This is a genomic window from Citrobacter portucalensis (assembly GCF_023374935.1).
GTDB classification, from domain to species: domain Bacteria; phylum Pseudomonadota; class Gammaproteobacteria; order Enterobacterales; family Enterobacteriaceae; genus Citrobacter; species Citrobacter portucalensis.
Window position 1 is genome coordinate 3,114,565 of the sequence record NZ_CP092466.1, and the last position, 22,364, is coordinate 3,136,928.

15 protein-coding genes and 3 tRNA genes are annotated in these 22,364 nt (G+C 51.6%); 14 read left to right on the plus strand and 4 right to left on the minus strand.

Translation table 11 applies throughout. The annotated features are described in order from the left end of the window. Positions 1-22: 22 nt before the first annotated feature. The gene (locus tag LY264_RS15270; protein WP_071692450.1) at positions 23-5,914 is read right to left on the minus strand and encodes a DUF3320 domain-containing protein; all 5,892 of its coding nucleotides are present in this window, start codon (positions 5,912-5,914) and stop codon (positions 23-25) included. A gap of 694 nt (positions 5,915-6,608) precedes the next feature. On the opposite strand from LY264_RS15270, the gene LY264_RS15275 reads away from it, so the two are divergent. Continuing rightward, a complete protein-coding gene (locus LY264_RS15275) occupies positions 6,609-6,866 on the plus strand; it encodes an AbrB/MazE/SpoVT family DNA-binding domain-containing protein (RefSeq protein WP_048226920.1) in 258 nt (85 codons plus the stop codon). Beyond that, entirely contained in the window at positions 6,867-7,199 is a 333-nt protein-coding gene (locus LY264_RS15280; RefSeq protein WP_048226922.1) for a type II toxin-antitoxin system PemK/MazF family toxin, read from the plus strand. A 59-nt stretch (positions 7,200-7,258) separates the two neighbouring features. Here LY264_RS15280 and LY264_RS15285 read toward each other — a convergent pair. Then, positions 7,259-7,334: transfer RNA gene (locus LY264_RS15285), tRNA-Asn, on the minus strand. A gap of 160 nt (positions 7,335-7,494) precedes the next feature. Between LY264_RS15285 and LY264_RS15290 the strand changes: the two genes are divergently transcribed. Together LY264_RS15290 and LY264_RS15295 are read left to right on the plus strand one after the other, a co-directional pair. Beyond that, complete coding sequence (locus tag LY264_RS15290; RefSeq protein ID WP_003846749.1) at positions 7,495-8,982, plus strand: EmmdR/YeeO family multidrug/toxin efflux MATE transporter; 1,488 nt, start codon at positions 7,495-7,497, stop codon at positions 8,980-8,982. 99 nt (positions 8,983-9,081) lie between these two features. Then, positions 9,082-9,157: transfer RNA gene (locus tag LY264_RS15295), tRNA-Asn, on the plus strand. A gap of 617 nt (positions 9,158-9,774) precedes the next feature. On the opposite strand, the gene cbl is transcribed toward LY264_RS15295, so the two are convergent. Beyond that, positions 9,775-10,725, minus strand: a complete 951-nt coding sequence (gene cbl / locus LY264_RS15300) for an HTH-type transcriptional regulator Cbl (protein WP_048226925.1) — start codon at positions 10,723-10,725, stop codon at positions 9,775-9,777. A gap of 101 nt (positions 10,726-10,826) precedes the next feature. After that, positions 10,827-11,744, minus strand: a complete 918-nt coding sequence (gene nac, locus LY264_RS15305; RefSeq protein ID WP_048226927.1) for a nitrogen assimilation transcriptional regulator NAC — start codon at positions 11,742-11,744, stop codon at positions 10,827-10,829. Between the two features lie 326 nt (positions 11,745-12,070). Here nac and LY264_RS15310 point away from each other — a divergent pair. The 10 genes from LY264_RS15310 (at position 12,071) to LY264_RS15355 (ending at position 22,296) form a co-directional block, all read left to right on the plus strand. After that, positions 12,071-12,146, plus strand: a tRNA-Asn gene (locus LY264_RS15310). 345 nt (positions 12,147-12,491) lie between these two features. Continuing rightward, the gene (locus LY264_RS15315) at positions 12,492-13,475 is read left to right on the plus strand and encodes an alpha/beta hydrolase (RefSeq protein ID WP_048226929.1); all 984 of its coding nucleotides are present in this window, start codon (positions 12,492-12,494) and stop codon (positions 13,473-13,475) included. A 290-nt stretch (positions 13,476-13,765) separates the two neighbouring features. Then, the gene (fecI, locus tag LY264_RS15320; RefSeq protein ID WP_048226931.1) at positions 13,766-14,287 is read left to right on the plus strand and encodes a ferric citrate uptake sigma factor FecI; all 522 of its coding nucleotides are present in this window, start codon (positions 13,766-13,768) and stop codon (positions 14,285-14,287) included. Further along, positions 14,284-15,237, plus strand: a complete 954-nt coding sequence (gene fecR / locus LY264_RS15325; RefSeq protein ID WP_048226933.1) for a ferric citrate uptake sigma factor regulator FecR — start codon at positions 14,284-14,286, stop codon at positions 15,235-15,237. Before fecI ends, fecR begins: the two co-directional genes overlap by 4 nt. Positions 15,238-15,323: 86 nt before the next feature. Continuing rightward, positions 15,324-17,648, plus strand: coding sequence for a TonB-dependent Fe(3+) dicitrate receptor FecA (gene fecA, locus LY264_RS15330; RefSeq protein WP_071692205.1), 2,325 nt, complete (start codon positions 15,324-15,326; stop codon positions 17,646-17,648). 74 nt (positions 17,649-17,722) lie between these two features. Continuing rightward, positions 17,723-18,622 carry a Fe(3+) dicitrate ABC transporter substrate-binding protein FecB gene (locus tag LY264_RS15335; RefSeq protein WP_048226937.1) on the plus strand — a complete coding sequence of 300 codons (900 nt, stop codon included), beginning with the start codon at positions 17,723-17,725 and terminating at the stop codon, positions 18,620-18,622. Further along, positions 18,619-19,617: an iron-dicitrate ABC transporter permease FecC gene (gene fecC / locus LY264_RS15340; RefSeq protein WP_048226938.1), complete on the plus strand. Its 999-nt coding sequence runs from the start codon at positions 18,619-18,621 to the stop codon at positions 19,615-19,617. Before LY264_RS15335 ends, fecC begins: the two co-directional genes overlap by 4 nt. Then, on the plus strand, positions 19,614-20,570 hold the full coding sequence (fecD, locus tag LY264_RS15345) for a Fe(3+) dicitrate ABC transporter permease subunit FecD (protein WP_048226940.1): 957 nt from the start codon (positions 19,614-19,616) through the stop codon (positions 20,568-20,570). The genes fecC and fecD overlap by 4 nt, the downstream gene beginning before the upstream one ends. Next, positions 20,571-21,338, plus strand: a complete 768-nt coding sequence (fecE, locus tag LY264_RS15350; RefSeq protein ID WP_048226942.1) for a Fe(3+) dicitrate ABC transporter ATP-binding protein FecE — start codon at positions 20,571-20,573, stop codon at positions 21,336-21,338. Positions 21,339-21,693: 355 nt separating this feature from the next. Further along, on the plus strand, positions 21,694-22,296 hold the full coding sequence (locus tag LY264_RS15355) for a TetR/AcrR family transcriptional regulator (protein WP_048226943.1): 603 nt from the start codon (positions 21,694-21,696) through the stop codon (positions 22,294-22,296). Positions 22,297-22,364 lie beyond the last annotated feature (68 nt).

A 22,364-nucleotide genomic window follows, 5' to 3' on the forward strand; every position in this document is an offset into this window, starting at 1 on the left:
TCCAAAAATGACTATTTATTTACTACAGTAATAACTCCAGCCTTTGTCTTGCTTGACTGGTCAATCGCTTAATACCCAGTGACCGTGCCATTTCTGAGACCTTATTTTCGCCATCAATACTAAGAGCCAATGCTCGTAGCTCTTCAATTGGGATTGCATCAACCTGACGAACATCGTAATCCGTAGCAGGCAAACGGTATGAGCTCCAGTCTACTCGTTGCGATTCTGACAGCCATACAAAATTTTCACCGGAACGATCTGCTGCAACGTGATAGTGTTGGTCCACAATCTCCATGACACGCTCGCGAATCAACCTGCCTGAACGGTTAAATCCATGTGCGCGTGCAATGCGCTGCACCAATGTGGAATCAAGTAAAGGTGACTCACCATTAACCACTTCTGCGATAAGAGCGCTTAGAGTTTCATCATATTCCGGTACATAAAATTTCTCCGCATCGATTTTGCTCTGCCAATCCTGTAAATCAATCATTACATATTTGCCGGTATTATCGCTCCGTTTTACATCTGTTACCGCCGAACAGGCATACTTCAACTCAGGCAATACATCTTCTATTACAACTCCCGCGTCTACTGAAATGGCAACAGATTCAATATCTTTTACAGGAACAGCGATATCTTCGTCATTTGCGACTGGCGTGATAACAGGAGTTGAATCTCCTTCTTCAACGGTTTGTACAGTATCGTTTTCTACTGAGGCAATCCTGACCAGCTCTGCGGCTTCAGCTATTGCAGCTTCAATGGCTCTGGACTCTTCCAGCAGGCCATTAATCGCTATATCCAGTCTTTCCAGCGCCCCCTCCTTATCAACCCACCACTCTGTTGACCAAAGACGAAGCAGTTTCCAGCCCAGCCCCTGCAGAATCGTGCTGCGAACTTTATCACGGTCACGCGCAGTCGCTGCACTATGGTAGGTGGCACCGTCGCATTCAATCCCTACAAGAAAGTCGCCAGGTTTATCTGGATGAACGATTCCTAAATCAATGCGAAAGCGTGACACACCAATCTGCGGTACAACGTGCCAGCCTTTTTTTCTCAGCCCATTTGCAACAGCTTCCTCAAACGGTGAGTCATATCCCCCAACCGAACCATGAACGGCCTGTGCCAGAGCCATTGGGCCACGCTGGGCAAATTCGATAAAATGCTTAAGGTCGGCGACAGCTCGTGCACTTGTCCGGTTAAGATCGATCAAAGATGGCTCAAAAGAACTGAAAACCAGCATTTCCTGACGTGCACGGGTTACAGCAACGTTAAGACGGCGCCAGCCACCATCACGGTTCAATGGGCCAAAGTTCATCGACATAGTATTAGCACCAGGCTCTGTCGGACCATAACCAATTCCGAGCATGATCAGATCGCGCTCATCACCCTGAACAGTCTCAAGGTTTTTAACCACAACAGGTTCTTCCAGTTCGGGCTGGAAGAATGGTTCAATTTCAGGGTGCTGTTGACGAGCGCGATCTAAAAGATCATTAATGAGTTTTTGCTGCTCTGTATTTAGAGTGATAATGCCAATAGATTTGCCAGACGCAATAAAGGTTTTATCCGTCAGGCGTTTTACAGTCTCAGCCACCATAGCTTCGGCTTCAGCCTGGTTATGACGCCCTTTGCCTTTGGAATAAACGCCGGCAACGTTGCGCCACTGGACAGCACTTTGCTTTGTTTCAGACGCAGGGAAGGTAATGAGATTACTGTCGTAGTAACGATGGTTAGAGAATGTGATCAGGCTTTCATGACGACTCCGGTAATGCCAGCTCAGACTGTGATTATACAAACCCGCAGCCAGGCACTCATCAAGGATGCTTTCCATGTCTTCTTCAGTGTCATCGTCAGTTTCATTTGCCGCACGGTTAAAGAAACTAGTTGGTGGCATTTGGCGCGGATCACCCGCAATGACCACCTGTTTACCACGGGCCATTGCGCCAATAGCATCCCAGGGAGATATCTGTGATGCTTCATCAAAAATCACCAGATCAAATAACGCCAGCTCCGAAGGCAAAAACTGGGCCACTGAGAGCGGACTCATCAACATACAGGGGGCAAGCTTAGACATCGCATCGCCCATTTCTGCAGCCATCTGGCGGACGGGCTTATGGCGGCGCGATTTCTGCAACTCATGCTTAAGCAACGCAAAGCCACCTTGCTTGCTGATCTCATTTTTCGCGGGTATCACACCACACAAACGGGAACGAATATAGCGGATAGACAGTTCTGCAATACGGTCGGTCTGGGTACGATAGGCCTCAATATCACTCATATGTTCAGCAGGAACGAAATTATGCAGCAATGGTTCAGAGTCAATCACCCACGAAGCAAACCAGCGGCAATACGCAATTTCAAAAAACTCAACTGCACTTTTATCGTTTGAATCCAACTGGATCAGAGTATCGAGCAGAGGCAATAATCCCTGAGCTACCGCGTCTTCCCGCACCCGACTCCAGTCACTCCAGGCTTTCAGCGCAGATTGGTGATGAATAATACCCAATGCACAATCACGTAAGGCTGGTATAGCCAAACCACTTTCTGACGCATTGAGCAAATTGCAGAATCTTACTTTGGCTTCATTGAGGTCAGATATAGAGGCTCGCAGTTTCTGGGTGAGTACAGCAATAATCCCCAGCGGACTAAGCAAGTCATTAGCATCAATAACTAACGTTTTAACCGCAGAACGGAGCTCTGCAAGTTGCTGAGGGGATGAAGCAAAACTGCCCAGAGCATTCCGAATGGCGTCAACCAGATCCAGTGAGTTCTGTAGATCAGAGTTATCGGTATCAAGGCCGTTCCACCCCGGCAGAATCGCTGTCAAAGGAGCCAGCTCTGATAGCCTCTGGTGTAATGCCTGAAGCTTATCAATAACGGGAAGATCGATGGCAAGGTCGGGGGGCGCGCTAAGCAAATATTGTCGAACCACTTCGCCAATGACTTTCTTGCGAGCATTGGTGGCGAAGAACCAAAACTTTTTGTCAGCCTCTTCGAGTGAGTGTTTAATCTGTTGAACATTGACGTTCTGCCAGCTATTGCCGGGATAGGATACGGACAAATGCGCTTTACTGGATTCAATTTCCGTAAGCAGACTGATTGCCGTTTTAGCCGCATCAATTCGAGCCGCAGCATCCGGAGCAAACATAAAACTCAGATCAATACCTGCCACTTTAGACAACAGCTCACAAAGTGAGACCAGTTGAAGCAGCCTGTCAGGTTCATTGGAATCCGGAGTGATGCCCGTCGCTTTAAGTAATTCTCCTGCGGCTTTTTCTAGATGCTCAATTTTCTCCGGGATTGCCTGAGCTTCTGTGGTCAACGACGCTTGCCAGCCGTTGGTCCAGTCAGTTTGGTTTATAAGTCCAAAATATGTACCATGCTGTTTAAAAGCATCACGGTTGAGTTCAAGACGTTTGGCTATCTCTCTGAACGCTGTCATTTGTTCAGCAGTATGCAGAGTACCAGCAGGCCAGGTGAATTGCGGTGTTGTACTCCCGGCGTCTTTGATGACACGCCCCATTGCCTGATGGAGAGTCAGGCCATTAGGCCATCGTAGATGCAGTAACCGAACAACCTCATTTAACTTGTCACGCAAACGTTGCACTTTACCCGCTTCTGCTTCCCACTCACTGGTGGTCAGCACATCGCGCGCATCCCAGGCTCGTTCAAGCTGTTTAAGGAAATCCATTTTTGAAGTCTTACTGGAGTGCAATTCCAGACAAAACTCTCCCAAACCTTTTGCCTCCAGTCGGCGGTAGACCACATCAAGCGCAGCTTTCTTTTCGGCAACAAACAATACACGCCGACCCAGCGCCAGGTTATGGGCAATCATATTAGCAATCGTCTGGGATTTACCGGTACCAGGTGGCCCATCCAGTACAAAATCACGGCCTTTGGCGGAAGCGACAACGGCGGCAATTTGCGAGGAGTCGGCAGGTAACGGCAGGAAAAGGTCGTGTGTACTGATGGCATCGTCGAGTTTATCAACCTCAACAATTTCGCCGCTATTTTCCAGTACAGCATTCTCCTGACCGCGTTCAATAAGATATTTTACCAGAGGGCTTTGCATTAACTGCGGAGCACGACCGACAAGATCTTTCCACATCAGATATTTAGCAAAAGAGAAGGTGCCAATCACGACATCCCGGGTGACTTCAAAACCGACCATATCCCGTACTGCACGGCGAACAGTGTTCCAGATACCCTCCACATCAATGCCGCTTTCATCCGTGGGCAACTCACCATCAAGACCGTTGATCGTCAATGCAAAATCGTTGTGTAATAGTTCGAGTAACGTCAGGTTGAAACGCGGCTCTTCTTCCAGCAAACGCATGGTCACGCCTGACAGTGCGCTCTTGCGATCAAGTTGAATCGGCAGAAGGATCAGCGGCGCAGAATAGCTCTTGGGGTCATCAGCCGATTTTTTCCATTTAAGGAAGCCTACCGCAAGAAAAAGCGTGTTAGCACCGCCCTCCTCCAGGTCACTCTTTGATTTACGATACAGATCGATGAGGGAGGATTCCAGACGATCTTTTTCAAGCAGTGACACAACTTCCCCACGATCAAGCGCAAGCTGAGCATACTCTTCCTGCAGGTTAGCGTTTGTTTGCTGGCGATATAACTCTGCATCACGCCCTCCCGACTCCAGGTCTGGCATTGAGACAATGCGTATTCGTTTGCCTTCTGCCAGTTTATCTTCCAGATGCCCTGGATTTGTACATATCAGCCGGATACCTTTCGCATTTTCGGGCATGTGTAACAGACGGTTACGAGTCGTTAAATCAAGTAGCTTGCGCTGCCAGTGCGCCAGCCGACTGGCGGCTTCTTTCTTACCTTCAATGTCGATATCTAAATCAAAGGAAGGGAGTATTGGGGCATCTTCAAACCCATGCCGAACATCTGCTGCTAAGTTAGTCGGGTTTTCCAGACGAGTGATGCCCAATGCCAAAGGACGAATTTTTTGCATTCGTGCACGGCGAGTATCAATAGCGGCATGAAATTCCTCTTCCGTCAGGTGTTTTAGCGCAACCTCACACGCCTGCGAGAATGAAGGTGGATATTCCTTAGTCACCAGGGTTGTTTCGAATACCACCATTTCTTTCAAATCAACACGTTTACGAACCGAAGAAACATCCTCAGTCACTAATTGCGCAAACTCCTGAGGTTGAAGCCAGAAACCTGCAAAAGCATGTCCTTCGCTAAGGAATACCAGTGCGTTAAACCCAATTTGCTCCAGCGTGGAGGCAAACAAGAGCGTTGTATCCAGACAGGTAGCGACTTTACCCTCCAGGATGGCACCGGGTGTACGAATTTTCTGCCCATTACGCTCAAAGCTGGCGGGAGGTAGCGCATAGCTGATACCCAAATTACAGACCGCTGTCCAGAGCGCGGACGCAATCTCCCATACGCGAGTTCTGGACTGGCTTTCATATCCATCCAGCGCATCGTTTTTCCCGGCACTACGCAGAACGTCTGATGTAGCTTTGAGGAGACGGTCTACGGCAGGATCATTCGGCATAATGAAAGAGGGCAGCAGCTCAGACATCGCATTGCCACCCCACTCATTTTTCGCCAACGCTTCGAGGGGATAATTAAGGGTAAAAAGTTCTTCGTCCCCCTGACGCAAACTTAATGTAACTTCACAAGTCACACTTTCAGTAAGTTCGGCCAGCCATTCTGCGTTGAGCTTCACATCACGCTCACGAATATCAAGAGATGAATCAGGAAGCAGACGATCAATATTCCATTGCTTTGCTTCTAATACTGCCGGTGCCGTCTGCAGATGCAACGTAAGATCCTGAAGGGTTTGATCTGATTCGTTATGCAAAACAAGCTCACGTAGCAGCGGAACCGCATTCTGGTGAGAGGTGAATCCCAGTTTTTGCGCGATACTTACCTGCGCCTTAATACTCATGAAAACGCATCTCCTTAGAAGATTAGAAGAAAAATCTTTCTAGAATTAAAATAACTTCGAAAGTCTGGCTTCTGGCACAGGCATAAACAACTAAATAAATAGTAAGGATTTTTGATTAAGTGTGAACCTATATATTTGAGTAGAATATTACCCGCTCATTCCACCCAACTTACCAACCTCTCACTTTTTTATTATACTTTGTTCAGTATAGATAACCATAATACTCCCTCAAAACAAATCATTACCGATGATTTGACCTACCTTGCCTAGTGAGATCTTGTCGCATTACATCTCGTGCAGTGTGACATTCTGGTACATTCACCGTTGATGTAACGCACCATCGCAGATATCTTTCCAGTGCAGTCCGGATCCAGAACCTGCGCCGCATTTCGTTTATCTGATCCGTCATAATCCTTTGAACCGAAAAAACAGTTTTCTATTATCGGCCTTCTTACCACGAACTAAGCTCCCGCCTGCACAAAATGCTTCATGACCTGAAAGAAGCGCCTGATGTATCAGTATGGTCGCCGTTTTACCGGTAATGCAGCCTTTGAAAACTGCCGGATCTGTCTTCGTACGGATTAAGGCCTCCTTCACGCTTAGCCACACTAAGGAAACCATAATGAATCTGACTAAAAATTGCGCACCACCCGCCATTGATGTTATATTAAAATATAATATCCGGAGGTGCTCTATGTATACCACGCGTCTGAAAAAGGTTGGCGGATCCGTCATGCTGGCGGTCCCTCCCGCCGTGCTGAAAACGCTGGGGCTGTCGACGGACAGCGAAGTGGGCATGACCATTGATGATGGCTGCCTGATTATTGAACCCCAGAAACGGCCCCGTTATTCGCTTGAGGAACTGCTGGCACAGTGCGATCCGCACGCCGAAATGAGCGACGAGAATCGGGAATGGATTGATGCGCCTGCGGTGGGCAAGGAGGTCCTGTAAATGGACAGAGGGGAAATCTGGCTCGTCTCACTGGATCCTACAGCCGGACATGAACAAAGCAGAAAACGTCCGGTACTTATCGTATCGAAGGCATCATTTAATAAGTTCACCCGGCTACCCATTGTCGTTCCCGTCACCAGTGGCGGAAACTTTGCCCGTGCAGCCGGTTTTACCGTCTCCCTGGACGACGCGGGAACAAAAACAACGGGCGTTATTCGCTGCGACCAGCCCAGAACTATAGATATGGCGGCCCGGAACGGCAAGTGTCTGGAACGCATACCTGACGCCGTTGTCAATGAGGTGCTTGCTAGGCTGGATGCGATTCTGAGTTAACACCAGAGACGCAAAAAAGCAAAAAGCCTGCTTAGTTTCCTAAGCAGGCTTCTTAAATATGGCTCCTCTGACTGGACTCGAACCAGTGACATACGGATTAACAGTCCGCCGTTCTACCGACTGAACTACAGAGGAATCGTTGTGGAGGCTTATCTTAGCGGCGAAAAAATTTTTGTCAAACCCCATTTCCTCGAATGCGAATCAATTGATGCTTCTCTCAACAGTTTGTTGCATTTACAGACATTTTAAATAGAAAAAACTTTGCAGCTTTTTTGATTCTCCCTCATCATTTGAAATGAGGTTTCAACTTTCTTCGTTAAGGTCCACTTTGAACGTCTCCGCTGCCTTACGCCAGGTCGCTTCCCGCACGCCCTGGTATGCCAAACGCAAGAGTTATAAGGTTCTCTTTTGGCGCGAAATCACTCCGCTGGCTGTCCCCATTTTTCTGGAAAACACCTGTGTGCTATTGATGGGTGTTCTGAGTACCTTCCTGGTCAGCTGGTTGGGAAAAGAAGCGATGGCCGGGGTTGGACTCGCCGACAGCTTTAATATGGTCATCATGGCATTTTTCGCCGCCATCGATCTGGGCACCACCGTGGTTGTAGCATTTAGCCTCGGGAAACGAGATCGTCGACGGGCCAGAGCCGCGGCCAGACAATCACTGGTGATCATGACAATTTTTGCTACCGTGCTGGCAGCGGTCATTCACTATTTTGGTCAACAGATTATTGACGTTGTCGCAGGTGAAGCAACACCAGACGTTAAAGCTTTGGCACTCACCTATCTGGAGCTGACGGTGCTCAGCTACCCGGCGGCAGCCATTGCGCTGATCGGCAGTGGCGCACTACGTGGAGCCGGAAATACAAAAATACCGTTGTTGATTAACGGCGGCATGAACATCCTGAATATCATCATCAGTAGCATCCTGATTTACGGGATCTTTTCCTGGCAAGGTCTGGGATTTGTGGGAGCAGGCCTGGGACTGACCATTTCGCGCTACATCGGGGCGATTGCCATCATCTGGGTACTGATGATTGGTTTTAACCCCGCACTGCGAATCCCCTTCAAAAGCTATTTTAAGCCACTCAATCTCGCCATTATCTGGGAGGTGATGGGGATCGGCATTCCGGCAAGTATCGAGTCAGTGCTGTTCAATGGCGGTAAACTTTTGACGCAGATGTTTGTTTCAGGCATGGGAACCAGCGTTATCGCCGGGAACTTTATTGCATTTTCTATCGCCGCGCTTATCAACTTACCGGGGAATGCTTTAGGTTCCGCGTCGACGATCATTACCGGCAGGCGTCTGGGAAATGGCCAGATTGCCCAGGCTGAAATCCAGCTACGGCATGTATTCTGGCTGTCGACGATCGGCCTGACGGCAATTGCCTGGTTGACCGCTCCTTTCGCCGGGGTGATGGCCTCATTTTATACCCACGATCAGGATGTAAAAGAGGTCATAGTCATCCTGATTTGGCTCAACGCAGCATTTATGCCGATATGGGCAGCCTCCTGGGTGTTACCAGCAGGCTTTAAAGGTGCGCGAGATGCACGTTTTGCTATGTGGGTATCGATGCTGGGCATGTGGGGCTGCCGCGTAGTCGCGGGTTACACCCTGGGTATCGTATTAGGATGGGGAGTTGTCGGCGTTTGGTTAGGCATGTTCTTCGACTGGGCCGTACGCGCCGCGTTATTTTACTGGCGTATGGTCACCGGCCGCTGGCTGTGGAAATACCCGCGCCCCGAACGCGAAAAGTGCATAAAACAACCGGTTGCGTCTGAATAAGCGGCGAAATGGGGAATATTTCAGCAAACGATCGCATTTATCCATTCAGGCTTTGACAACGCTGAGCGGCATCGCTAATATTCGCCTCGTTCAAACGATTCCTCTGTAGTTCAGTCGGTAGAACGGCGGACTGTTAATCCGTATGTCACTGGTTCGAGTCCAGTCAGAGGAGCCATATTTAAGAAGCCTGCTTAGGAAACTAAGCAGGCTTTTTGCTTTTCTGCGATCCCATTTGCCAGGTAGACCGCTTCATTCCACACCAGGTTTTCCATACTACCGACGGGAGAATGTCCGTCTGCTTATGCAAAATGTCTCTGTGATCCAATTCGTTAACGTCATGGTTAAGTATCTTATCGTGCAACGACATCAGAATGAGACCCATACTTGCCCATGCCGATACTGCTGAAAGCAGCGCTAACCGCTTTATTAGTAATTTCACTGAGTACAATAGCCGGTGAGAAAGTCACGCTACGTTGCCCGGACAGAGGCTGGGCGGAGGTGACATTTCATCTGTTCCAGCACGTTAGCGTGCTGTGGGAAAACAATAGTTTTTATGTTTCCGATGCCCGGCGTAGTCAGAGTAATAAATTCTATACGTTTACTAATCGAGATGTTCTTTCGGTGAAGAATGGATTTCAGTTTATTTATGCGGATTCGGGACGGGCGGTGTCTTGTTCGATATTGTCGCGGGTGCCGACGCAGGATCTGAGGCTGGAGACCTTGAGGTAACGCAGCTTTCTACCCGCTATTCAGCGACGTCAGGGAAGCCCGTTTACTCACGGGCTTTTGTAGTTAAATCTGATAATCAATCACCGCCTCATCTGGCTCCATCGCCTGACGCTTAATTTCATCGACGGATAACCCTGCATTGCATAGCTCGATGAATCGCCAGACGTAGTTGCGCTGCAGCTGTCCGCGTTTAAGCCCCAGCCAAACGGTATTTGCATCAAACAAATGCCGGGTATCCAGACGGGTTAAGGTCCCCTCTTCCTGCTCGCCGCTGGATTGCTCTGCCACCAGCCCAATCCCCAACCCCAGCGACACGTAAGTTTTAATCACATCCGAGTCCTGGGCGCTGAGAATAATATCCGGTATCAGCCCTTTGCGAGCAAATGCTTCATCGATGCGGGAACGCCCTGTAATCCCCTGACGATAGGTAATTAACGGCCAGTGAGCAATAGACTCCAGCGTGAGCGGAGAGGCTTTCACTAATGGATGGTCGTGAGGAACAAGCAGGCTGTGGTGCCAACGAAACCAGGGAAAAGCCACCAACAATGGATCGCTGCTCAGCCGCTCACTGGCAATTCCGATATCTGCCCCGCCATTTTGTAGCAGGACATCAATCTCCTGTGGCGTGCCCTGAATAAGTTCCAGACGCACCTCAGGGAACAGCTCACGAAAGGCTTTTATCACCGCAGGCAAGCTATAGCGTGCCTGGGTATGCGTGGTGGCAATCGTCAGAACGCCGGTCGTGTCATTGGTAAACAGATCCGCCAGTCGACGAACATTACTGGCCTCATTCAGAATACGCTCGGCAATAACCAGCAAGGCTTTACCCGGTTCGGTCATGCCCAACAGGCGTTTACCGCGACGGATAAAAATCTCGATGCCAAGTTCATCTTCAAGTTCACGAATGTGTCGGCTGACGCCCGACTGCGAGGTGTACAGTATATTCGCGACCTCTGTCAGGTTGTAATCCTGACGGGCCGCCTCGCGGATTATTTTAAGTTGCTGGAAATTCACGTTTCGCTCCGGGCACATCAGACATTACGCTATTGTTAAAGTCTGATGCCCGGCATAACAAATAATAAAAACCTGCATCTTATTCCTTGCGGGAATAAGGTTTAGCTGACCAGCTGCAGCTCGCGATTTTCCAGCGCCGGACGGCTGACCAGCGACAACAGGATCTCCTTCACGGCCTGCGCCTGGGGCGATAAGCTCCCTCTGGCGGATACGTTCAACGATAATGGCAGATTCATCGACGGTGTTGTAATACGCGCCATCCAGCCGTTAGCCGTATTGCATAATGAACGGGCGGCCGACTCAGGCAACACTGTGACACCCATACCACTGGCAATGGCGGCCGTTAGGGTGGAGATAGACTCAATTTCGCCAATCACTTTAGCCGTTAAGCGACGTAGCGAAAAAGCTTCATCCACGCGCAGGCGAACCGCGCTGTAATCCCGTGGCAAGAACAAATTCATCTGCGCCACTGCGGCTAAATCGACGCTTTGGCCAGGACACTCACGCGTGCCGACCAGGTACAGATCCTCTTTAAGCAACGGTTGACTGCTGATGCCCGCCACAGGAGAACGCTCATAGAGCACAGCCATATCTAATTGCCCGCTGAGCAGCTTGTCATTCAGCACTGCCCCACTGTTTTCATGCAAATAGACCAGCACATCAGGCAATTCGGCACGTAGCGTCTGTAATAACGGCATGGTAATGGATGACGCGACTGTCCCCGGCGCAAGGCCGATAGAGACCTGTCCACTCAAGGTCTGGCCCACGTTATTAACCGCAAGTTGCGCCTGTTCGCACTGACGTAAAATCGTCCGGGCGTGGGTATATAGCACTTTTCCTGCTTCCGTCGGCGTGACGCCACGCTTGGTACGAATCAGCAATTGCTGATCCAGCTCACCTTCCAGCGTAGCGACCTGCTGGCTCAGCGCGGGTTGCGCAATGTGCAACACTTCCGCTGCCTGGGTCAGGCTACCAATATCGACGATTTTCACGAAATATTTCAGTCGTCTGAAGTTCATTTTGCCTCCTGTCGGAATACCAGAACCCGTGCTGGCAGTCATTGAATTCAGGATTGCAAGATGCTTGCCACTTTCTTCTAAAACGGTGTTTTACGGTTAAAGCCGCATAAAGTCAGGAGTAAAAGCGAAGGAAGATCATTCTGCACACCTAAGTATCTCATTCAGTCTGCCCTGGAAGAGGTAGACACGCACCAGAATGGGGCAAAAGCATAAAAAGACGGAAAGATCGCCTCTTTGCTGATTTTGTCAGCAAACGAACACACAAATGTATTTACCCCTTTGACAAGCCTCACCACCCTCGCTAATATGCGCCTCGTTCAAACGATTCCTCTGTAGTTCAGTCGGTAGAACGGCGGACTGTTAATCCGTATGTCACTGGTTCGAGTCCAGTCAGAGGAGCCATATTTAAGAAGCCTGCTTAGGAAACTAAGCAGGCTTTTTGCTTTTATGCCATTGCTCATTGCGCATATCAAAACCTCAACTTAGTTTGGCCAACACTTCATTCATAATAGCCGCAGGTATTTGTTCCAGACGCTTGCCGTTCCGGGCTTCCATATCAATAGACAGGACCGACAATGAGTTGAGATGTCCGCTCTTCGCTCACTGCAGACTTTAAACTCACCCAGTACCTCCGTTCTGTGCCAGCAGCGGCGTTTTCTATCGCCGCTGATATAGTAATCAATGGAGAGCAGGCCATATTTATAATATAAATTGACGGATACGCTGAATTTTACAGGAACATCTCCAATGAATATTGCCGCCTCAATTGCCCTTTTGGGCGCTTGCCCATTTGTGAGTCTGGCGGCAGTACCGGTGACCTTTTCCGAAACTGTCCTGGATGCCGCAGGGCCAAAAGGCCCTTTGAAAGGCACGTTACTCACCCCGAATTCAAAACCAACAGCCGTTGTTCTTATCGTTCCTGGCTCCGGGCCAACCGATCGGGATGGAAACAACCCGCTTGGTGTGAATGCATCGCCTTACCGACTTCTTGCTGAAGGCCTTGCTGCCAAAGGCTTTGCGACGCTTCGTATTGACAAACGTGGAATGTTCGCTAGCGCAATGGCTGTAGAGGATGCCAATGCGGTGACGATTGCTGACTATGTTGACGACATTCGATCCTGGGTAGACGTGCTTAGACGTCACATGCACACTCCCTGTGTTTGGGTTTTAGGGCACAGCGAAGGGGGCGTAGTCGCACTTGCCTCGGCTCAAGAAGAGAATGTGTGCGGTGTGGTTCTTATCGCAACGCCCGGGAGGCCGATGGGCGAGGTGTTGAGGGGGCAACTTAACGCTAATCCGGAAAATGAAATTCTATTAAAGCAGGCGCTGCCGATAATTGATGCTCTGGAGCATCAGCAGCGAGTCGATATTACGAATATTCACCCAGCACTGCAAAGTATCTTTAATCCTGCTGTTCAGGGGTTTTTGATCAATGCGTTTTCATATAATCCGGGTCAACTCATTTCGAGTATTTCCAAACCCGTGTTAGTGCTACAAGGGCAACGCGATCTCCAGGTGGAAGAAACGGATGCAGGACTGCTTAAGGCCGCGAATCCTCAAGCGTCCCTGGTTATACTGCCCAATATGAACCATGTTATGAAAGAGGTGACTTCGGACGATCGCAAAGCGAATATCGCGACATACGCTGAACCCGCGCTCCCCTTAGCTCCCGGTTTAATCGACTCGATTGAGCATTTCCTGATCCGCAACTCACCTTTTCCCGAAAAGTAACAGCTGCTCTGCTCTCAGTGTCCTCCCAAAACGGTTTACTTTTAAAGAATTCAGTATGCTTTAAAGCATTCGTCTGCTCCATGCTCACAGCAGACATGGTCAGATGTCATTCCAACCGTCACATGCCAGAAGCAGACTCCCTCTTCCCCTTCCGATATCCACCTCAGAACATTTTTATAAATAACAACGCATTAAGAAGTTCAACGTAATACAATTATATTTCCAATTGTAATGATAACCATTCTCATATTACTATGATCGCGTGATAATTAACTTTTGATACATTCCGCATGTCTGACCACGCCACTACCACTGCTTCCTTTACGCTCGAGTCGCTTTATGGCGCACATCACGGCTGGCTGAAAAGCTGGCTGACGCGCAAACTCCAGTCCGCCTTTGATGCAGATGACATTGCCCAGGACACTTTTCTACGGGTAATGGGCAGCGACTCGCTCTCGACGCTCCGCGATCCGCGCTCCTTTCTGTGCACTCTCGCCAAACGGGTGATGGTCGACCTGTTTCGCCGAAACGCGCTGGAAAAAGCCTATCTGGAGATGCTGGCGCTTATGCCGGAGGCGCTCGCGCCTTCCCCCGAGGAACGCGAGAGCCAGCTCGAAACCCTGCAACTCATCGACAGCATGCTTGACGGGCTGAACGGGAAAACACGAGAAGCGTTTCTGCTTTCGCAACTGGATGGTCTGACATACAGCGAGATCGCGCTGAAGCTCGGTATCTCCGTCAGCTCGGTGAAAAAGTATATGGCAAAGGCTATCGAACATTGTCTGCTGTTTCGTCTGGAGCACGGCCTGTGAATGCTTCTATCACCGATTCTCGCCGCCAGGCATTGCGCTCGGCATCGCACTGGTATGCTGTATTGAGCGGCGAGCGTGTCAGCCCACAGCAAGAAGCGCGCTGGCAACAATGGTACGAAGAGGACAAAGATCATCAGTGGGCCTGGCAACAGGTTGAAAACCTGCGCAGCCAGCTCAGCCGCGTACCGGGCGATGTTGCCAGCCGGGCGCTGCACGATACGCGCCTTACCCGTCGTCATGTCATGAAAGGGCTACTGCTGCTGCTCGGCGTGGGCGGCGGCTGGCAGCTCTGGCAGTCTGAAGCCGGTGAAGGTCTGCGCGCGGATTACCGCACCGCCAAAGGCGCGGTGAGCCATCAGCGGCTGGAAGATGGTTCTCTGCTGACGCTCAACACACAAAGCGCCGCGGACGTTCGTTTTGATACGCGTCAACGCGCTGTCCATCTCTGGTACGGCGAAATTGCTATTACCACTGCAAAAGACGCGCAGCAGAGACCTTTTCGCGTTGTGACCCGCCAGGGCCAGCTCACCGCATTAGGCACAGAATTTACCGTCTACCAGCAGGACAACGTCACACGCGTTGTCGTTCAACAACACGCTGTTGAAGTTTTACTCGCAAACCGTCCGCAGGAAAAACGCATCGTCAGCGCTGGCGAGAGCCTGCAGTTTAGCGCGTCTGAATTTGGTGCAATTACCTCTGCGGATGATGAAAGCGCCGCCTGGACGCAGGGCATTCTGAGCTTCAGCGATAAACCTTTGGGTGACGTGATTGCCACGCTGAGCCGTTATCGCAACGGCGTGCTGCGCTGCGATCCGGCGGTGGCCGGGTTACGCCTGAGTGGCACTTTCCCGCTGAAAAATACCGATGCAATCCTGGATGTTATTGCCAAGACTCTTCCAGTGAAAATTCAGTCAGTTACGCGATACTGGGTAAATATTTCTGCATTGTAAGAAAAATAATTCTCATTTCGATTGTCCTTTTCCCCCTTCTCATTCGACTCATAGATGAACACAACAAAAATGATGATGGAGAAGGTATGACGCCTTTACGCGTTTTTCGCAAAACAACACCTTTGGTTAACGCCGTTCGCCTGAGCCTGCTGCCGCTGGCCGGGCTGTCGTTATCCGCCTTCGCAGCGCAGGTTGATATCGCACCGGGTTCGCTCGACAAAGCCCTTAATCAGTATGCCGCGCTCAGCGGAATTACCCTGTCGGTTGACGCCAGCCTGACGCGCGGCAAACAGAGTAACGGTCTTCACGGTGACTACGACGTCGAAACCGGCCTGCAACACCTGCTGAACGGTAGTGGCCTGCAGGTGAAACCGCTGGGTAATAACAGCTGGACGCTGGAGCCCGCACCAACACCGCAAGAAGATGCCCTGACCGTGGTGGGCGACTGGCTGGGGGATGCGCGCGAAAACGACGTTTTCGAACATGCTGGCGCACGTGACGTTATCCGCCGTGAGGATTTCGCCAAAACCGGCGCAACATCCATGCGCGAGGTACTGAACCGCATTCCTGGCGTTACCGCCCCAGAAAACAACGGCACCGGTAGCCACGATCTGGCAATGAACTTTGGTATTCGCGGCCTGAATCCGCGCCTGGCCAGCCGTTCAACGGTGCTGATGGACGGTATTCCCGTGCCGTTTGCCCCTTACGGCCAGCCGCAGCTTTCACTGGCGCCTGTCTCACTCGGAAATATGGACGCCATCGACGTGGTTCGCGGCGGTGGCGCAGTGCGTTACGGGCCACAGAGCGTGGGCGGGGTGGTAAACTTTGTTACCCGCGCTATTCCGCAAGACTTCGGCATGGAAGCCGGCGTGGAAGGCCAGCTCAGCCCAACATCTTCACAAAATAACCCAAAAGAAACGCACAATCTGATGGTGGGTGGCACGGCGGATAACGGTTTTGGTACCGCCCTGCTTTACTCCGGTACACGTGGAAGCGACTGGCGCGAACACAGCGCGACCCGCATCGACGACCTGATGCTGAAAAGCAAATATGCGCCAAACGAAGTGCATACCTTCAACAGTCTGTTGCAATACTACGACGGTGAAGCCGACATGCCCAGCGGCCTGTCTCGCGCGGATTACGACGCCGACCGCTGGCAATCCACGCGCCCTTACGATCGCTTCTGGGGGCGCCGCAAGCTGGCAAGCCTCGGCTATCAGTTCCAGCCGGACAGCCAGCATAAATTCAATATTCAGGGCTTCTACACTGAAACCCTGCGCAGCGGCTACCTGGAACAGGGAAAACGCCTCACCCTTTCACCGCGTAACTACTGGGTACGCGGCATTGAACCACGCTACAGTCAGAGCTTTATGGTAGGTCCTTCCGCGCACGAAGTGGGCGTGGGATACCGCTATGTGAGCGAGTCGACGCATGAAATGCGTTACTACACGGCCACCAGCAGTGGACAACTGCCGTCCAGCGCCAGCCCTTACGATCGCGACACTCGTTCCGGCACCGAAGCGCACGCCTGGTATCTGGATGACAAAATAGACATTGGCAACTGGACTATCACACCGGGTATGCGCTTTGAACATATCGAGTCATACCAGAACAACGCCATCAAAGGCACACATGAGGAAGTAAGCTACAACGCCCCACTTCCGGCGCTAAACGTACTTTATCACCTGACTGATAGCTGGAATCTTTATGCAAACACTGAAGGCTCATTCGGCACCGTACAGTACAGCCAAATTGGCAAGGCTGTGCAAAGCGGCAATGTGGAACCGGAAAAAGCGCGAACCTGGGAGCTCGGAACCCGATACGACGATGGCGCGCTGACGGCGGAAATGGGGCTGTTCCTGATTAACTTTAATAATCAGTACGATTCCAACCAAACCAACGACACCGTTACCGCACGCGGTAAAACGCGCCATACCGGACTGGAAACTCAGACTCGCTATGATCTCGGCACATTGACGCCAACGCTCGACAACGTTTCAGTCTACGCAAGCTATGCGTATGTGAACGCTGAGATCCGCGAGAAAGGCGATACCTACGGCAATCAGGTGCCCTTCTCACCAAAACACAAAGGCACGTTGGGCGTGGACTATAAGCCGGGTAGCTGGACCTTCAACCTGAACAGCGATTTCCAGTCCAGCCAGTTTGCGGACAACACCAACACCGTTAAAGAGAGCGCTGACGGCAGTACCGGTCGCATCCCTGGCTTTATGCTCTGGGACGCACGCATGGCCTATGACTTTGGTCCGCAGATGGCAGACCTGAACCTGGCGTTTGGCGTGAAAAATATCTTCGACCAAGAGTATTTCACCCGCTCTTACGACGACAACAACAAAGGCATCTACGCAGGCCAGCCGCGCACGCTGTATATGCAGGGTTCGTTGAAGTTCTAAATCCCGGTTGACCGGCCTGCATGATGCTTTTGTAGGTCGGGCAAACGAAACGCCACCCGACGCAGGCAATTTACATGTTCACACTATTACGTACGCTATTCGCCGCTCTGCTGCTCACCGGCCATGCTTTTGCCACCACGGTTCATGACGAACATGGCACCTTTACGCTTGATAAAACGCCACAACGGATAGTGGTGCTGGAACTGTCGTTCGCGGACGCACTGGCTGCTGTCGATGTCAGTCCGGTCGGCATTGCCGACGATAACGATGCCATGCGCATTCTTCCAGAGGTTCGTGCCCATCTGAAACCCTGGCAGTCTGTCGGCACGCGTGCGCAGCCGAGTTTAGAAGCCATCAGCGCGCTGAAACCGGATCTGATCATTGCCGACAGCAACCGCCATGCGGGTATTTACAGCGCCTTACAGCAAATCGCACCTGTGCTGCTGCTCAAGTCCCGCAATGAAACTTACGCTGAAAATCTGCAATCTGCGGCCATCATCGGTGCAATCGTGGGTAAAAAGGCACAGATGCAGTCACGTCTGGCGCAGCACCAACAACAGATGTCTGCGTGGGCCAGCCAACTGCCAAAAGACACGATGGTGGTGTTTGGTACGTCCCGGGAGCAGCAGTTCAACCTGCATACTCAGGAGACCTGGACCGGGGGCGTCCTGACCTCTCTGGGGCTGACGGTGCCTGCGGCTATGGCGGGTTCGTCTATGCCGTCCATCGGTCTGGAACAGCTACTGGCGCTCAATCCGGCATGGCTGCTGGTCGCGCACTATCGTGAAGAGAGCATCGTGAAACGCTGGCAACAAGACCCGCTGTGGCAGATGTTAACTGCGGCGCAAAAACAGCAGACGGCGTCGGTCGACAGTAACGCCTGGGCGCGGATGCGCGGCATTTTCGCAGCCGAACGCATTGCCAGCGACACGGTAAAAATCTTTCACCACCAGCCTTTATCCGATGTGAAATGACAATTTTCAAACATCCAGCGCTACAGTGGGGGCTTCCCCTTGTCGCGCTTATCGCTATCTTCTGGCTGAGTCTGTTTTGCTACTCGGCCATTCCTGTTTCCGGCGTTGATGCCATTCACGCCCTGCTGCCAGGCCATACGCCGACGCTTCCACAAGCACTGGTGCAAAACCTTCGTTTGCCGAGAAGCCTGGTCGCCATTTTGATCGGCGCAAGCCTGGCTCTGGCAGGAACGCTGCTGCAGACCCTGACGCATAATGCAATGGCCTCCCCTTCACTACTCGGTATTAACAGTGGCGCAGCGCTGGCGATGGCGCTTACCAGCGCTATCAGCCCTGCGCCCGTTACGGGTTACTCCATCGCCTTTATCGCCGCCTGCGGTGGCGGCGTAAGCTGGCTGATGGTGATGACCGCAGGTGGTGGATTTCGCCACACCCAGGACAGAAACAAATTGATCCTCGCGGGCATCGCGTTCTCGGCTTTCTGCATGGCCCTTACCCGCATCACTCTGCTGCTGACGGAAGATCACGCCTACGGCATTTTTTACTGGCTTGCGGGAGGCGTATCCCACGCACGTTGGCAGGAGTTCTGGCAGCTTTTCCCAATGGTAGTGGTTGCTGTACCGGTGGTATTGCTGCTGGCTAATCAACTGAACTTGCTTAACGTGAGCGACAGCACTGCGCAAACGCTGGGGGTGAATTTGACCCGGCTGCGCCTGGCGCTCAATCTTCTGGTGCTCATTTTGGTGGGCGCCTGCGTTAGCGTGGCGGGCCCGGTAGCCTTTATCGGCCTGCTGATGCCGCATCTGGCTCGCTTCTGGGTGGGATTCGATCAGCGCAAGGTCCTGCCGATGAGCATGCTTATGGGCGCCACGCTGCTGCTGCTGGCTGATGTTCTGGCCCGAGCGCTGGCCTTCCCTGGCGAATTGCCCGCGGGGGCAGTAGTGGCGCTGATTGGTGCACCCTGTTTTGTCTGGCTGGTCAGGAGACGTGGATGAAAATTGCGTTCGTCATTTTCATCGCCCTCGCGCTGGCAGGACTTTCGGCTTTGTCACTACAAATGGGGGTGATCGCCGTTCCCTGGCGTGCTCTGCTGAGCGACTGGCAGACCGGGCGCGAATATCATTACATATTAACGGCGTACCGCCTGCCGCGACTGCTGCTGGCGCTGCTTGTCGGTGCAGCCCTCGCGGTGGCAGGCGCGCTGGTGCAAGGGATCGTGCGTAACCCTCTGGCATCACCGGATATCCTCGGCGTAAACCATGCCGCCAGTCTTGCCTCTGTAGGCGCACTGCTTCTTTTACCGTCACTACCGGTGATTACTCTGCCGCTGCTGGCCTTTGCCGGTGGCATGGCGGGCCTGATCCTGCTGAGAATACTGGCGAACACCAGCCAGCCGATGAAGCTTGCGCTCACGGGTGTTGCGCTCTCTGCCTGCTGGGCCAGCCTGACGGATTATCTGATACTTTCGCGTCCGCAGGATGTGAACAGCGCCCTGCTGTGGCTGACCGGCAGCTTATGGGGCCGTGACTGGAACTTTGTGAAAATAGCCGCCCCACTGCTGATTTTGTTTCTGCCGCTGAGTCTGCGTTTTTGCCGCGATCTCGACCTCCTGGCATTGGGCGATGCGCGCGCCGCCACGCTCGGTGTGTCGGTGCCGCGTATTCGGCTCCAGGCTTTACTACTGGCCGTCGCCATGACATCGACCGGCGTGGCCGTCTGCGGCCCAATTAGCTTTATTGGTCTTGTGGTGCCGCATATGGTGCGCAGCATTACTGGTGGACGTCACCGCTGGCTGCTGCCCGTTTCAGCCATGACAGGTGCGTTACTGCTGGTGGTTGCCGACCTGCTGGCGCGAATTATTCATCCTCCTCTGGAACTTCCGGCTGGCGTGCTGACCGCCATTATCGGTGCACCATGGTTTGTCTGGCTGCTTGTGAGAATGCGATAAATGACATTACGAACTGAAAATCTGACGGTCTGTTACGGTACAAACAAGGTGCTTGATGGCGTTTCACTCGCCCTACCAGCGGGGAAGACAACCGCCCTGCTCGGCCCTAACGGCTGCGGGAAGTCAACGTTGTTAAACTGTTTTTCACGACTGTTAACGCCGCAGTCCGGCGGCGTATTTCTCGGCGATAGAGCCATCAATACGCTCTCATCACGCCAGCTAGCCCGCAGGCTGGCGCTGCTGCCCCAGCACCATTTAACTCCCGAGGGGATCACCGTCCAGGAGCTTGTTTCGTACGGTCGCAACCCGTGGTTGTCACTCTGGGGACGTCTCTCCGTTGAAGACAATACGCGAGTCCATGATGCTATGAGCCAGACGCAGATCCAACATCTTGCTGACCGACGGTTAACCGATCTTTCTGGCGGTCAGCGACAGCGCGCATTTCTGGCGATGGTCCTGGCGCAGGATACGCCCGTTGTACTACTCGATGAGCCAACCACCTATCTCGATATCAATCACCAGGTGGAACTGATGCGGCTGATGGGCGAACTCCGGGCTCAGGGGAAAACGGTGGTCGCCGTGCTGCACGACCTTAATCAAGCCAGCCGGTACTGCGACCATCTGGTGGTAATGGCGAACGGACATGTTATGGCGCAAGGCACACCAGAAGAGGTGATGAACCCTGGATTGCTGAGAACCATATTCAGCGTGGATACGGAGATACACCCCGAACCAGTATCTGGCAGGCCAATGTGTGTAGTGAGGTAGATGATACAGTCTGGGTCGCCGTCATATCACTCGTGCTGCGATGACTTCACTCTTCCCTGTGAGTTCAATCGGTCGATGCAACGCTATCCTTAATCGAAGGGGGACGTTGGACATTGTATGTCCACTAGAATACGGTAAATTCAGGTATGATGATTAATCATTACGCGTGGTAGCTGTTTTATCAATGTACTATTCTGGAAAGGATAAAATCCACACATCCCTCTACAGAAACGCATAGCAATTCATAAGAAAATCTGTCTTCGAGTCACCGCTGATTTTTTTATGAGAATTATTTGACTGATCGTTCCATAATCAATACTATGCCGCCTCAACTCATTTCAAGTCCCACATCCCTATGAGTGCTGAAAAACCAGCCTTTCCAGGTCGTCCACGAAAGTTCGAAGATCAGGATGTCATTGATGCTGCCGTCGCTGTTTTCAGCGCCAATGGTTATGCAGGCACCTCTGCGCAAGATTTATGCAATGGTACGGGATTAGGGCGGGGAAGCCTATACAATGCCTTTGGAAGCAAGCAAGCCCTGTACGAGCAAGCTTTGTTGCGCAGCCATGAACAAACTATGTCAGCACAGTTAGCAATACTCACACAATCAGGTCTGGTAAAAGAGCGATTGCATACCCTTCTGCTCTGGGGTATTGCCGAAGATCTTTCTCAGCCAGAGCAGCATGATGCGATGGTCTTATTTTCAGCTCTGGAGATGGGCAGTAAAGATGAAGCCGTTGCAAACCTGAATAATGAATATCGTCAGCATTTAGAACAAACGCTGGTGGCAGTATTCATTGAAGGTCAACAAAGCGGCGAACTAAACAATAAAGCATCAGCCGTCGAAATGGCGAGAGGCTTTATGGCAGGCTATTACGGTTTACGTGTGCTGAATAAAAACATTTCAGATAGAAAAATCCTCGAAGATGTCGTCGCTGGTCTGTTAATCAATTTATAAAAAAACGCAAAAGTTCATTGTCTACTTGCATTCATTTTTGTAACGATCATTCCAATACAAGGAGAAAA